This is a genomic window from Sphaerisporangium sp. NPDC049003, assembly GCF_043197795.1.
Lineage (GTDB): Bacteria > Actinomycetota > Actinomycetes > Streptosporangiales > Streptosporangiaceae > Sphaerisporangium.
The window spans coordinates 1-12,678 of record NZ_JBICTU010000052.1 but is presented as its reverse complement, the minus strand read 5'-3'; the positions used below and the strand labels follow the sequence as shown (position 1 = coordinate 12,678).

Annotated in this window: 14 protein-coding genes; 3 read left to right on the top strand and 11 right to left on the bottom strand. The window is 67.1% G+C overall.

Annotated features, from left to right (window positions below):
- Positions 1–95 precede the first annotated feature (95 nt).
- The 4 genes from thpR to ACGFIV_RS34610 all read right to left on the bottom strand — a co-directional run bounded on the left by thpR (position 96) and on the right by ACGFIV_RS34610 (position 4,074).
- Positions 96–659, bottom strand: a complete 564-nt coding sequence (thpR, locus tag ACGFIV_RS34625) for an RNA 2',3'-cyclic phosphodiesterase (protein WP_358550792.1) — start codon at positions 657–659, stop codon at positions 96–98.
- Positions 613–2,061, bottom strand: a complete 1,449-nt coding sequence (locus ACGFIV_RS34620; protein WP_358550790.1) for an MFS transporter — start codon at positions 2,059–2,061, stop codon at positions 613–615. The genes thpR and ACGFIV_RS34620 overlap by 47 nt, the downstream gene beginning before the upstream one ends.
- A complete protein-coding gene (locus ACGFIV_RS34615) occupies positions 2,058–2,519 on the bottom strand; it encodes a MarR family transcriptional regulator (protein ID WP_358550788.1) in 462 nt (153 codons plus the stop codon). Before ACGFIV_RS34615 ends, ACGFIV_RS34620 begins: the two co-directional genes overlap by 4 nt.
- A gap of 280 nt (positions 2,520–2,799) precedes the next feature.
- Positions 2,800–4,074, bottom strand: a complete 1,275-nt coding sequence (locus tag ACGFIV_RS34610; protein ID WP_358550786.1) for an MFS transporter — start codon at positions 4,072–4,074, stop codon at positions 2,800–2,802.
- A gap of 327 nt (positions 4,075–4,401) precedes the next feature.
- Here ACGFIV_RS34610 and ACGFIV_RS34605 point away from each other — a divergent pair, with 327 nt between their 5' ends.
- Positions 4,402–5,217, top strand: coding sequence for a cellulose binding domain-containing protein (locus ACGFIV_RS34605; RefSeq protein ID WP_358550784.1), 816 nt, complete (start codon positions 4,402–4,404; stop codon positions 5,215–5,217).
- Positions 5,218–5,288: 71 nt separating this feature from the next.
- Here ACGFIV_RS34605 and ACGFIV_RS34600 read toward each other — a convergent pair whose 3' ends face one another.
- From ACGFIV_RS34600 to ACGFIV_RS34590, 3 genes are all read right to left on the bottom strand, one after another.
- A complete protein-coding gene (locus ACGFIV_RS34600; RefSeq protein ID WP_392839259.1) occupies positions 5,289–5,822 on the bottom strand; it encodes an RloB family protein in 534 nt (177 codons plus the stop codon).
- A 226-nt stretch (positions 5,823–6,048) separates the two neighbouring features.
- Positions 6,049–6,822, bottom strand: coding sequence for a hypothetical protein (locus ACGFIV_RS34595; RefSeq protein ID WP_392839257.1), 774 nt, complete (start codon positions 6,820–6,822; stop codon positions 6,049–6,051).
- A gap of 226 nt (positions 6,823–7,048) precedes the next feature.
- On the bottom strand, positions 7,049–7,669 hold the full coding sequence (locus tag ACGFIV_RS34590) for a TetR/AcrR family transcriptional regulator C-terminal domain-containing protein (protein WP_392839255.1): 621 nt from the start codon (positions 7,667–7,669) through the stop codon (positions 7,049–7,051).
- 70 nt (positions 7,670–7,739) lie between these two features.
- Here ACGFIV_RS34590 and ACGFIV_RS34585 point away from each other — a divergent pair, with 70 nt between their 5' ends.
- Positions 7,740–8,378 (top strand): peroxiredoxin-like family protein, encoded by a 639-nt coding sequence (locus tag ACGFIV_RS34585; RefSeq protein ID WP_392839253.1) that lies wholly within the window; start codon positions 7,740–7,742, stop codon positions 8,376–8,378.
- A 137-nt stretch (positions 8,379–8,515) separates the two neighbouring features.
- Here the strand turns inward: ACGFIV_RS34585 and ACGFIV_RS34580 are convergent, their stop codons facing one another.
- From ACGFIV_RS34580 to ACGFIV_RS34570, 3 genes are all read right to left on the bottom strand, one after another.
- Positions 8,516–8,815: a helix-turn-helix transcriptional regulator gene (locus tag ACGFIV_RS34580; RefSeq protein WP_358550774.1), complete on the bottom strand. Its 300-nt coding sequence runs from the start codon at positions 8,813–8,815 to the stop codon at positions 8,516–8,518.
- A 5-nt stretch (positions 8,816–8,820) separates the two neighbouring features.
- Complete coding sequence (locus tag ACGFIV_RS34575) at positions 8,821–9,150, bottom strand: type II toxin-antitoxin system RelE/ParE family toxin (RefSeq protein WP_358550772.1); 330 nt, start codon at positions 9,148–9,150, stop codon at positions 8,821–8,823.
- Between the two features lie 399 nt (positions 9,151–9,549).
- Entirely contained in the window at positions 9,550–9,717 is a 168-nt protein-coding gene (locus tag ACGFIV_RS34570) for a hypothetical protein (RefSeq protein ID WP_392839250.1), read from the bottom strand.
- A 26-nt stretch (positions 9,718–9,743) separates the two neighbouring features.
- Here ACGFIV_RS34570 and ACGFIV_RS34565 point away from each other — a divergent pair, with 26 nt between their 5' ends.
- A complete protein-coding gene (locus ACGFIV_RS34565) occupies positions 9,744–11,273 on the top strand; it encodes a recombinase family protein (protein ID WP_392839248.1) in 1,530 nt (509 codons plus the stop codon).
- Positions 11,274–11,581: 308 nt separating this feature from the next.
- On the opposite strand, the gene ACGFIV_RS34560 is transcribed toward ACGFIV_RS34565, so the two are convergent.
- Positions 11,582–12,559, bottom strand: a complete 978-nt coding sequence (locus ACGFIV_RS34560; RefSeq protein ID WP_392839246.1) for a hypothetical protein — start codon at positions 12,557–12,559, stop codon at positions 11,582–11,584.
- Positions 12,560–12,678 lie beyond the last annotated feature (119 nt).

The window sequence follows — 12,678 nt, the reverse complement described above, 5'->3', positions numbered from 1 at the left end:
GCTACGAGAGCAACGCGCCGATCACCACGATGATCACCAACAGGGCGAGCACCGTGGGCAGCAGCCAGCGACGGGGACGGTCCACGCACTGGAGCCTAGTCGCGTCCGGCCAGTGACCATGACCCGAGTGTCTCGTAACGCACGGACGGCCCGAGGTGGCTCCACATCAGATGCACGGAGTCCACGCGCCAGGGCGTACCGCTGAAGGAGCCCAGCGACTCGACCAGCCCGCGCGCGTCGGCGCCCGTACGGGCGCGGGAGCGGGCGAGGGTCAGATGGGGATGGAACGGCTTCCTGTCGGTGTGGACGGCCCCTGCCCGCCGCGCGCCCGCAGCCAGCGAGGCGGCCAGCCGGGGCAGGGCCGTACCTCCGCCGGACAGGCCGAGCCAGACGACCCGGGCGCGGGCCGCTGAGGAGAACGCGCCCGCTCCCCCGAAGGCCAGCGTCATCGGGGGGTAGCGGCCCGCTGCCCGCGCCAGCCGTACCTCAAGGCGGGGCAGCACCTCCTCGGCGACCTCGCCGAGGAACGTCATCGTGACGTGCCACGTCTCCGGCGCCACCCACCGCAGCTCCGGCCACGCCTCGCCGTGGGAGGCGACGACCCGCGCGACCTCAGCGAGTGCCTCCGGGGGAGGCGACAACGCCACGAACAACCGCACCGCGTGTCCTTCCCGCTGCGAACCTGGTGAGCAGGATCGCGAGGCCGACGCCCACCAGGCACATCACTCCGCAGATCACCACTCCGAGGCGGGGCCCGGCGAGCTCGCCGACCCAGCCGATCAGCGGCGCGCCGATGGGAGCTCCACCGGTGAACACCAGGACATAGATTCCCATGACACGGCCCCGCATCTCAGGCGACGCCGCCAGCTGTACGGCGGAGTTCGCGGCGGTGTTCGTCGTGATCATCGCCATGCCCGCAGGGACCAGCAGGATCAGGAAGGCCGGGTACGCGGGCGCGAACCCGGCGGCGATCTGCGCGATGCCGAAGCAGACGCCCCCGCCGACCAGCAGCCGGCGGGTCGGACGTGCGCGCTTGGCGGCGAGCAGCGCCCCGCCCAGCGCACCGACCGCGAACACGCTGGACGCCACGCCGAACGACGACGCGTCCTGCCCGAACACCTGCTTGGCCATCAGCGCGATGCTCATCGAGAAGCTGGTCGCGAACATCGCCGCGAACGCCACGAGCAGGATCGGCATCAGCAGTTCTGGACGCTGCCACACGTACCGCAGGCCCTCGCGCAGCTGCCCCTTGGCGCGGGCGACGGGCTCCGGAGTGCGCAGCTCCGACGAGCGCATCAGGAACAGACCGGTGATCACCGCCGCGAACGACGCCGCGTTCAGCAGGAAGATCGGACCGGTGCCGCCCAGAGCGTAGATCAGCAGACCGGCGACGGCAGGGCCGACCACGCGCGCGAGGTTGAAGGTGGAGCTGTTCAGGGCGATCGCGTTGGACAGGTCCGAACGGCCGACCATCTCCACGACGAACGACTGCCGCGTGGGCACCTCGACACACGAGACCAGCCCGAGGCTGAACGCCATCACGTAGACGTGCCAGGTCTGGGCGTGCCCGGTGACGGTCAGCAGGCCCATCGTGAGAGCGAGCAGGCCCAGGAGGGACTGGGCGCCCATCAGCAGCGGCCTCTTCGGGTACCGGTCGGCGAGCATGCCGCCCCAGAGGCCGAAGAGGACCACCGGCAGGAACTGCAGGGCGGTCGTGATGCCGAGGGCGGCCGAACTGCCGTGGGTCAGCTCCAGGACCAGCCAGTCCTGAGCGGTGCGCTGCATCCAGGTGCCGACGTTCGACACGACGCTGCCGGAGACGAACAAGCGATAGTTGTAGTTGCGCAGCGAGCGGAACATCCCTCCGCTCGACCGGGCGGCGGACCCCCGGCCCTCCCCGGCCTGGGCCCCTCTGATCTCCTCGACGCCCCTGGTCTCCTCGGCCTGGACCTCACGGAGCTCGGCGTCCTCGACCTCCCGGGCTTCCCGATCCCGTACGGCTCGCGCCACGGGTTCGGGAGGATCTCCGGCGTCCTCGTCCACAGGCTGTGGACGAGTCACATCTGGGAAAGCTTTTCCAGGATCGGCGCCGCGGCCCGCAGCGTCGTCCGCTCCTCGGGAGTCAGTTCCTTCAGCCGCTGGGCGAGCCACGCCTCCTTGCCCCGGCGTTCCTCCTTCAGCAGCCCTCGTCCGGGCTCCGTCACGCTGACGGTCACCTGGCGCCGGTCGGTCGGGTGCGGGGTACGGGCGAGCAGCCCCCGCTCCTCCAGCGCGGCGATCACCCGGGTCATCGAGGGGGGTTGCATCTTTTCGAGCTCGGCCAATTCGCCAGGGGTTATCCCTGAATGCCGTTCGACGGCTGCGAGCGTCGCGAGCTGGGTGGGGGTCAGTGTGTGGGCTCCGGCCTGCCGCCGCAGCCGTCTGGTCAGCCGCGCCAGGGAGACGCGCAGCGCGGACGCCAGCCCGGCGTCGCTGCGTAGGTCCGACAGGCGCCCCGTCTTTGGAGTGTTCGTTAGCATGAGTCATTACCTTTGCTAACTATATACGACATGTCATGATTCCAGGTGGCTCGGTGTTTTTCCTCAGCGCAGTACCCCGCATGCCCGTACCGTGACCTTCTCTGTCATTGCCGAACGTGCGTGGCCCCTGAGACGTTCGCGCAGACTACATAAGATCAGCATTCGGGCACCGTCAGAACGCCGAGGGCGCCGAGGGCGCCGCGCGAAGCTCCCGTACGGGGCCTTCGTACGGCTCCCGTACGGTGCTCCCGTACGGCTTCCGTGGAAGGTCAGGCCCGGGTCACTGGGGGCTCGACGCGGCGGGCATCGAGGGCTCGCCGGTCGCGCCGGCGATGCCCGGCGAGCGCATGGTGCGCACCTCGCGCGACATCAGGGCCAGCGCCGACACCGCCACCATCAGCACCGCCGCGCCGTACTGCGTGGCCGAGAGCCCGATCTTCGCGGCGATCGGCCCGGCGACCAGGGCGCCGAGCGGCATCGCCATGACGGAGCCGAGCGCGTCGTAGGCCGAGACGCGGGCCAGCTTGTCAGGCGGCACGTTGCGCGCCAGCGCCACGCTCCACTGGACCATCATGATCTCCATGGTGACCCCCAGGAACACCGCGGCCAGGCAGAGCGCGGGGAGGGGCCAGTGCATGGCGAGCGACAGCGGCGAGATCGACATCGCGGCGCCGATGCAGACCACGAACAGCATGGGCCTGCGCGGGGTGAAGCGCAGCGAGAGCACGCCGCCGACGATCAGGCCGAGGGCCTCGGCCGCGGCGATCGCCCCCCAGGCGGCCGGGCCGCCGAGATGGGCCTTGGCGACCGCGGGGCCGAGCACCTGGAAGCCGCCGTACCAAGCCATCATGATCACGCAGAACTGGGCCACGATCGCCCACAGCCACGTGTGGGAGACGAACTCCGACCAGCCATCGCGAAGTTCCCCGAGCATGCCTGCTTCACGCACCCGTTCGTGACCGGTTACGCGGATGGCGAGCAGCATGGGGATCGTGCTCAGCAGGCCGACGCCGCAGACGGTCAGCGCCCAACCGGGGCCGACCGCCGCGACCACCAGACCCGCGACGGCGGCTCCGCCCATCTGGGCGCCGTTCATCGCGAGCCTGCTGAGGGCGTTGGCCTGCTGGAGCAGCGGGTCCGGCACGATCTTCGGGAGCAGAGCCTGCGAGGCGGGCCAGAAGACCGCCATGCCCACACCGGTCAGCGTCTCCAGCACGATCATCTGCCACAGGACGGCCTGTCCGGTGAGCACGAGGATCCCGAGGGTCCCCTCCCCCACCGCGATCATGATGTTGGCCGCGACGATGACCCGCTGCGGAGGGATGCGGTCGGCGATGACCCCGCTGATCAGCGTGAACACGAGCGACGGGGCGATCTGCGCCGCCAGCACGTACGACAGGTCGGCGGTGGAGCCGCTGATGTCGAGCACCGCGAACGACACGCCGACCAGCGAGAACGCGAAGGCCGCCGGCGCGAGCAGGCGATCGGCGAGCAACAACCGGAAGTCGCGGATGGCGAGCACCGGGAAGCGGCGGGCGAGGGCACGCCACAGCATGACTATCTTCCGATCGAGCGCGGGGCAGAGGACTTCGACGGTAGTGAGGTGGCCCCCGAGCTGGCAATTCCTTTTCCTCCGACCCTGCTCTCAGCCGGACGGCCCGGAGGGCAGGCCGCGTCGGCGGCTGCTGGAAGACGTCCGCCAGGTCCCGCACGCCGAAGAGAACATGTCCGGGTGCCACTTCCCCGGGATCTGATACTCGATGAACCGTTCACCGCCGCCCAGGGCTTCTGGTGACGTCCCCGTCTCAGGCTTTACGCGCTCCCCAGGCTGGTTCACGATCACTCCAGGATTCACGCGCCGACGCCGACCGATGGGGGACCCATGAAACTCGGCACTCCGTCCTTACAGACGATCCTCATCGCGGCTTTCCTCACCGCCGCCCTGTCTCCCGTCCCCGCCGCACAGGCCGCCGCCCCCGCGGCGCAGGTCGCCATGCTCGCGCCGCAGGCCGCTCACGCCGCCGCGCCCGCCACCGATGACATCGTCCCCCCGTCGAGGCCGACCGGCCTGCGCGACAACTGCGTCTCCGACTACCCCGGCGTCGTGTTCTGCTGGCAACCGTCGACCGACAACGTCGCGGTCACGGCGTACGACGTCTACCGTGAGACCTCGACCGGCTACGTGAAGGTCGGCACGGCCGCCGCCTCCGCCTACCCGATCTTCTCCGAGCCCGGCCTGGTCCCCGGGCAGCGTTACACCTACGTGGTGGTGGCCAGGGACGCCGCGGGCAATATCAGCCAGCCCTCGGAGCCCGTCTCCGCCCTTGCGCGCGAGGGCCTTCCCGTCCCGACGCGGACACCCACCCCCCAACCGGGCCTGTCGTGCGCCGCGACCTACCTCGCCACGTCCTGGAACACCGGCCTGACCGCCGGGATCACGGTGAAGAACACGGGCACGACGGCGATCGACGGCTGGACGCTGACGGTCGACTACCCGACGTCCGACGTGCGCCTGAGCGGCGGCTGGTCGGCCGGCTGGACCCAGGCGGGCTCACGCCTCAGCGGCGTGAACGAATCCTGGAACAAGGTGATCGGCACCGGCGCCACGACACAGGTCGGCTTCAACGCCTGGCACAGCGGCTACGCCCCCGCGCCCACCAAGATCGCCCTCAACGGCACCACCTGCACCGTCCTCTGACCCCGTAGCCACCCACCGCTAGACCGGCCCTCGGGAGCGGGACGAACCACATCGACAACTTGCCGACCTGATCACGCCGGTGAGCCGGGGGAGATCTGACCGATGACTCGCCACATGCCACTGGAAGGATTGGCGTAAGGCTTCTCTCGCATCTCGTCGATCTCCTTCGCCCGCTCGCAGGCCAGGTCGATCTTGTCCTCCAGCCTGGCGAAGTCGAGTCGCGCCTTGTCGTAGTCCTGGAGATGGCCGCACAGCAGCGCACGGACCTGCTTGTACGAGCTCAAGTGACCACGCCGATTGACGAAATGGAGCAGTAACCAGAACTCGAAGCATGGATTGGAGACAGCGACGTTGACATCCGACGTCGCGGCCTCGCGTACCGCTTCGGTTATGTCGAACTCGTCTACGTCGAAAACCGCCCGCACCTCGTCGAAATCATTCTTGTTCGACTTGCTGAACGCCGCGGCGTAGCGAACGACATCGAGAGGCGACTTGTCCCTGGTCTTGATTTTGACCGCCACATCGGGGTTTCGATAAAGACGTTTGACACCTTCGAGGTATTGCTTCTCCGTTTCCGCGGCCCCGCAGACGATCAGTACGCGCATGGACATGCGCCTGGCCTGCTTCGCGGTCCGCCGCGGTTCGCCGCGGTTCGCTGTTTTCCCGCGAGAACCTAGGCATCGCCGTCGGAACCCTCATTCAAGGCACGCGTGAAGGCTTCTTCGGTGACGAAGGGCACGGCCCCCAGCGCTCCACCCAGGTATCTCTTCTCCCAGTTGAGCCCTTCGCGAGGCTGGAAATCGGTCAGCGGATAGATGGTGGATTCTCCTGTCAGGTTGTCCTTCTCCGCGAACCAGATCTCGTCTCTGCGAAGCGTTTCCTCGCCCTGAATTCTGGACAGATTATGGCCTTCAGGGGAGCTGTGCCACCTACCTCGCGGAGATCTAGTTCGCCCGCCGCGCCTTCCTGCGGCGTGGCCGGGACCGCCTGCTCAGGGAGCCGGGACGGGCGGGGGACGTACACCCAGGCCGGTTGGTCGAACTTCTTCGCCTTCGCCCGGACCTTCGTGAAGCGGGAGCCATCCAGGCTCGTTCGCCCGCCCTCCACGTACCTGCTGAACGCCTCCGACGAGATGATCGCCGCGAGGAAGGTGACGTCGGGGTCACTGTCGCAGAGCGCGTCGCGCAGCGGGTCGCAGTTGAGCAGCCGGTGGACGTCGTTCACCGCCCTGGCGATGCCCGTCGTGCCCGAGCCGTCGTCCTCCACCGACCCCACATGCAGAGCCGCCCGCAGCCGCAACCGGGGACCACGATCCTCATCGTGGACCCTCTGGTCGGTACGCGCCAGCTCGTCCTGCAGGTTGTCGAGGAAAGGGTGGACCAGCAGGGGAAGCGTCTCCACCGGGAGCAGCGCGACCAACTCGTCACCCGGCCTCTGCAGGAGTGACACCGACTCCCACGGCTCCTTCAGCGAGCTGCGCTCACAGGCACTCGTCAGGGCCGCGTGGATCTCGTGGTGGAGGAACGGAAGCAGGGCGTCGGGCTGTTCTCCGAAACCCGACGCGTCCACCGTGAGAAGCGCGCGGTATGGGCTCATTTCAGACATTTAGGACTCTCCTGTCATCTCAGGGAGTGAGCAACGCTGTGCGATACCGAATCGCGGGGTCACCCTGGCGAAGCACAATCGCACCCGGCTCGTACGTCCGGGGGGCACCCGCCGAGACCAGCCCCCACCACGCCTCCGGGGCGACCGCGGCGAGTCCAGCCCCCGCATTCATCTTCTGCGTGCGCGCGATCCCCGGCAACACGATCTCCCGACCGCAGGCAACCCGTCAATCAAGGGGTGCGCGAAGGCCGCGCATCATGACGTCCAGACCGTGGCGGAACTCCTCGCCGGCCGAGACGCCGCGCGCCTGACGAGCGGTCTCGGCGAGCAGTGGATACTCCTCACGAGGAAGGCCGGCCATCATCGCCGTGCCCACGCCGGACAGCGGCCCCAGGTGCTCCATCTGGATCGAACCTATGAGGTAACTCAGCAGGCTGCGCAGCGCGACAACCCGCTGCTCTCCGGTGAAGCCGGCACCGGTCAGGATGGCAAGGACGGCCTCCGACCAGCGCAGCACACTCGGGGACGCATGGCGGTGGGTCAGCGTCAACGGCACCACCTCCGGATGAGCGCCGACGGCGTCGCGGACCCGTTCGACCAGCGTCGCGACCTGCCCTTGCCACGCGACGCCTTCAGGCGGAGCGGCGTCGACACCTGACAGGACCAGATCGACGACCAGCCCTTCAAGCTGCTCGCGGTCGGTGACGTACCGGTAGAGGGACATCGTCGCCATGCCCAGCTCGACCGCGACCGCGCGCATCGAAAGCGCCGCCAGTCCGTCGCGGTCGATGACGGCCAGTGCGGCGGCGGCGATACCTGTTGTCGTGAGCGACCGTGGACGAGGCACGGCTTGACAGCGTACAACATACGCTCATAGCGTCGTAAGCGTACGACGCACGCCTACGAGGATGGCTCCCATGCCTGAACGCAGACAATCGAAGCGCGTCACCCCCGGCGCGGTGATCGCCGGACGCGAGCTTGAGACGATCTCGGGGACTCGCGTTCCCATCCCGGACACCGACCGACTCGTCCACCTGCAGTTCCGGCGCTTCGCGGGCTGCCCGGTGTGCAACCTGCACCTGCGATCGGTGGTGGCCCGGCATGACGAGATCGTCGCGGCCGGGATTCGCGAGGTCGTCGTCTTCCACTCACCCCCGGATGAGCTGCGCGTCCATACGGCCGACCTTCCGTTCGCCGTCATCGCCGATCCCGGCAAGCGTCTCTACGTCGAATTCGGCGTTGAGTCCGCCCCCCGCGCGCTGCTCGACCCCCGCGTCTGGGGCCCGATCCTGTGGAGCATTCTCCGGGACCTCGGCCCTGTCCTGCGCGGGCGGCGCCCCAGCCCGTCGCTCAAGCCCCACGGCGGCAGACTGGGCCTCCCGGCCGACTTCCTGATCGCCGCCGACGGCCGCGTACTCGCCGCCAAATACGGCGCCTACGCCTACGACCAATGGCCCGTAGACGAACTCCTCACCCTCGCCCGCCGCGAAACCGGAAACCCAACTCCGACCGGTCCAGCGGTAGCGGAGAAGCAGAACACCACGCTCGGCCAATAGACCGACAGAGAACCACCGTCTCCTGCGGAGAACTGGGTAACAGCGGATCACTCAGAGCGAGACACCCTCCCTGGGCACCTTGTTCGGCTTTCCACCGAGAGCTGCCTTCCAAGGGCTCGCCGGTCTCGACCGGCTGATCAACTCGCCTGGCGCTGCGGCTCGAATTGGACGTTGAGCCGCATCTCCAGCGCCTCTGCCAGGCGTTCGAGCATCGGGATAGTGGGCATGGTGCCACCCGCCTCGAACCGTGCGACCGCCGGCTGCTTGAGTCCTGTGCGCCGGGCGAGCTCCGCCTGGGTCAGTCCCAGTTCCTCACGGCGTAGCCGGACAGCTTCCCCCAACTCGAAGCGAATCCGGGCAGACTCGTAAGCGACCCCCGCACCGGGCCGGTTCATGATCTCGGTTCGCTTGTCGGCCCACGCCTTGCGCTCGCCCATCTCGCTCACTCCGCATCTGCCGTGTGCGCCTCTGCGACGCATCGCCGCATGGCCCGCCACGCCCTCTCGATCTCGGCAGTCTCACGCATCCGTTGCTTCCGGAACACCGTCAGCAGGATGATCCGCCTACCGGATGCGATCCAATAACTGATGCGGACCGCCTCTCGGTCAAGATGGAACCGGAGCTCCCGAAGCTTGCCGCGGAGTTGCCTGGTATACGGCTCGTCGAGCAGAACACCACGCTCGGCCAGTAGATCGACATAGAACACTGCCGTCTCCTGGCCTGCTTGATCGAGCGTGTCGAACCACTCGTCCACCTCGGGTTCCAGCTCCACCTCTCCCCCAATTCATAACACGGACGTTATATGAGGTACAAGTGCCACGCCCCCTGATGACAAAGCTGGCACTCCGTCTGGCGAGAGCGCCGAGAGAAGGCTGCTCGATGCGACCCGCCCGGCGACGGCCACCGTAGTGATCCGAAAGCGAAGATGGCACGACTCGACTCGTCGACCATCAACGCGTCGGCAGGGCCGAAGGCTCTTGAGAACGGAGCCCGAGCGAAGCGAGGACCGTGTCAGGCTGGGCAGGACCTTCTCTTTCCGCACGTAGAGCGCCGGTGAACTGATCGGCTCGAACGAGCCACTGAACAGGAGACCGCCACTAAGCCCACTTTCATGGGCCGCGTAGCGGTCCCCCACGCGGAACCCTCGCGAAGACCAGGGAAGACCAGTCGATCAGCCCAGGCCGAGAAGGATCTTGATTGGGCCGATCGCGAAGTAGACGACGAAGAGGGCCGTCACCACCCAGAGCAGGGGGTGGACCTCGCGGGCCTTGCCCTTCACCAGCTTGATGAGGACGTACGTGATGAAGCCCGCACCGATGCCGTTCGAGATTGACTTCACTATCAAATTGGGTAACCATCGGGGACATGGCATGGAACCCCCGCCGTGTCGGCGGTCGCACAGAGTTGGACATCGTCCCTGACCAGCTCGTTTGGGCTCTCTACGCCCGCGAGTCCCTGGATGCCGAGGGAGAGGCGGAGCAGGTAGAGAACCAGCTCGACGACCTCCGTACCTTCGCTGCCGAGATCGGCGGAAGGATCAGCAAGGAGTACGCCGAGAACGACACCTCGGCGTTCAAGAAGGTACGGGTCCGCCTAGAAGACGGCACCGTCGCGTTCCGCGTCGTACGGCCCGTCTGGGACGACCTCTTACGCGAGTTACGCAGAAGTACGTACAACGCGCTCGCCCTCCCGAACATCGATCGAGGCATGCGCGACCCCCGCGACCTGGAAGACCTCATCGATCTTGTCGAGCACTTCGGCGTGCTGGTCGTCGGTATGACGGGTTACCTCGACCTCACCACCGATGCGGGCATCGCCATGGCGCGCAACGAGGTCAACCAACGCAACCTCGAATCCCGCAACCTCTCCCGCAGGATCACGACGGGCAAGCGTCGCGCCGCACTGAAGGGGCGCGCCATGGGCGGCCGGCTACGCCCGTTCGGCTGGGAAGCGAACAAGGTCGACATCAACCCTGATGAGGCTGAACTCGTCAGGGAAGCGACCAAACGCATCATCGCTGGTGTCAAGGCCCGGACGATCGCCCGTGAGTGGACTGAACAGCGCATCCCCACCGTGGCGGGAGGCCAGTGGACCACGCGCACCATCGAACAGATCTTCACCAACCCTCGCCTCTGCGGTCTCCAGACCTACAAGGGCGAGATCCTCAATGACAAGGATGGTCAGCCGGTACGGGGCTTATGGCAACCGATCATTACCGATGATGAGCACAACACCCTCGTCCAGATACTCAAGGTCTACAGCCGCGACAACCCCCGTGACGGTCGCGGCCACCCCACCAAGTACTTGCTCTCCCCCTTCGTCCGCTGCGGCAAGTGCAACAGTCGTATGCGTGGCGGAATGCGCCCTGGAACGAAGGGCGCCAAAACCCCCATCTACGCCTGTCGCGACAAGACAGAGGGAGGATGCGGTGGATGCGCCCGGATCGCGGTAAAGGTCGATGAGTACATCACAGCCCTCGTGATCGCAGATCACCAACGCGTCTCGCTCCGTGAGATCGGCGAGCTTCCCGAGTGGGACAGGCAAAGCGACCTTGACGAGGTCAGGGAGCAACTCCAAGAGATCACGGCGGCGTACAAGGAACGGCGGATCAAGGGAAGTCGATACTTCACGCTGTTGGAAGAGTTGGAAGCCGAGGAACGTCGACTCGAAGCGGACCAGCGCAGACACCAGACAGCACGCGTTCGGCGTACTGAGAGAGTCGCCGACCTCGCCGAGAAGTGGAAGGACCCCAGCTTCACCCTGGACCAGCGGCAAGCCGCGATCGCCCAGAGTCTCCAAGCCGTGGTGATCTACCCCACGCGTCCCGGACAGCGACAGTTCGATCCGAATCTGATCGAACCCATCTGGAAAGAAGATCGCGGCCCACGGGATTGACCACGCCAGACACGATGCGACCCCCGGATATGAGATCCGGGGGTCGCATCGGTTTTAGAGGTCGTCTTCATCGGGTTCCAGTTGGTAGATACGAGCAACGCGTCGTGCCCACTCCCGCGAACGCGGCGGCGCGTTCTTCAGTTGCTCCTGCGCCCACTCTTCCGGTGACGGAATCCGTCGCTTCTTGGGTCTTGTCGTTGGGGCATCACCTCCCTCATTGTTACGGTTGGTAATCGTCCACGCGTTCGTCCATGGACGCGTTCGCTCCCCTTACGTGCAGGCGCGCGCGTGGACGTGGACGTGGACGATTACGGACTGTCAGGAGTCGGAGCGTCAGGGATGGCGCGCCACCGTCCCCGGCTGATCTGTTCGGCACGCCCAGCGCGAGCATGCTCGTTGATCCGGTAGTAGACCCATGAGCGCCCCATACCGGAGTCCCGCATGAGATCTTCGAGGGTCGCCCCCTCGGCGGGAGCATCGCGGAGGGCTGCCCATAGGAGCGCCTCAGCGGCATAGGGCGCCTCTTGACGGGCGTGCCTGCCGTTGAGTACCGGGTCGGTCTCCGGGGGCTCTGTCGGCGCTTGCTGGTCAGCCGGCACGGCATCAAGCGCGGCCACGGATACGGCATCGAGGGTCGGCCGGTGCGGCGCGTATTGCCTTGCCGCCTGATGAACCGTGTTGTCACGGATCAGGTAGGTGCGAGCGCGACGGGGGATGTCGTGTTCGGGCGCGCTGACCAGGAACTTGCCGGGCGCGTTGAGGGTGTGGGAGTGCCAACCGGCCTTGAGCATGCCCTGGCCGAGGATCAGATCAACGTCACGCCGTTCCCGAACGCGGAACGAGATCCGTACGTCCATCTGCGAGCGGACCGCGCCGTAGCCCATGGCCTTCTGGGAGGGACGTTGCGTCGCGGCTACGAGGGTGACCGCGACGGCACGCCCGCGACGGGCGATGGAATCAGCGTGCCGAATGGCATCCGGTGCCTCGTCGACGAGTTCGGCGTATTCGTCGATCAGGATGACCAGGGCGGGGGCATCGGCATGTGGCTGCCATACCCGTAGCCCTTGCTGGGCGAGCGTGTCAGCTCGACCGTCCAAGACGGCTACCGCGTCGCGCAGCAGCGTTTCGGCTTCTTGGGGGGTGGTGGCCAGGCGATCGAGGCAGGATGCCCACGGGAGGAGTTCCATCCCGCGTTTGAGGTCGATTCCCCAGATGACCACGTCGGGGCAGGCGGACAGGTCGGCAAGGATGACGTTGACTCCGCCGCTCTTGCCCGCGCCGGCCACGCCTCCGACGAGCGCGTGGCGCCGTAGGAGCTGTTTGGAGTTCGGATCATGTGGTTGAGGTGAGGAGCTTCAGCCACATGATCGAGCCTCGGAGGTGGAGTCCGGCCTCGTAGCTTTCC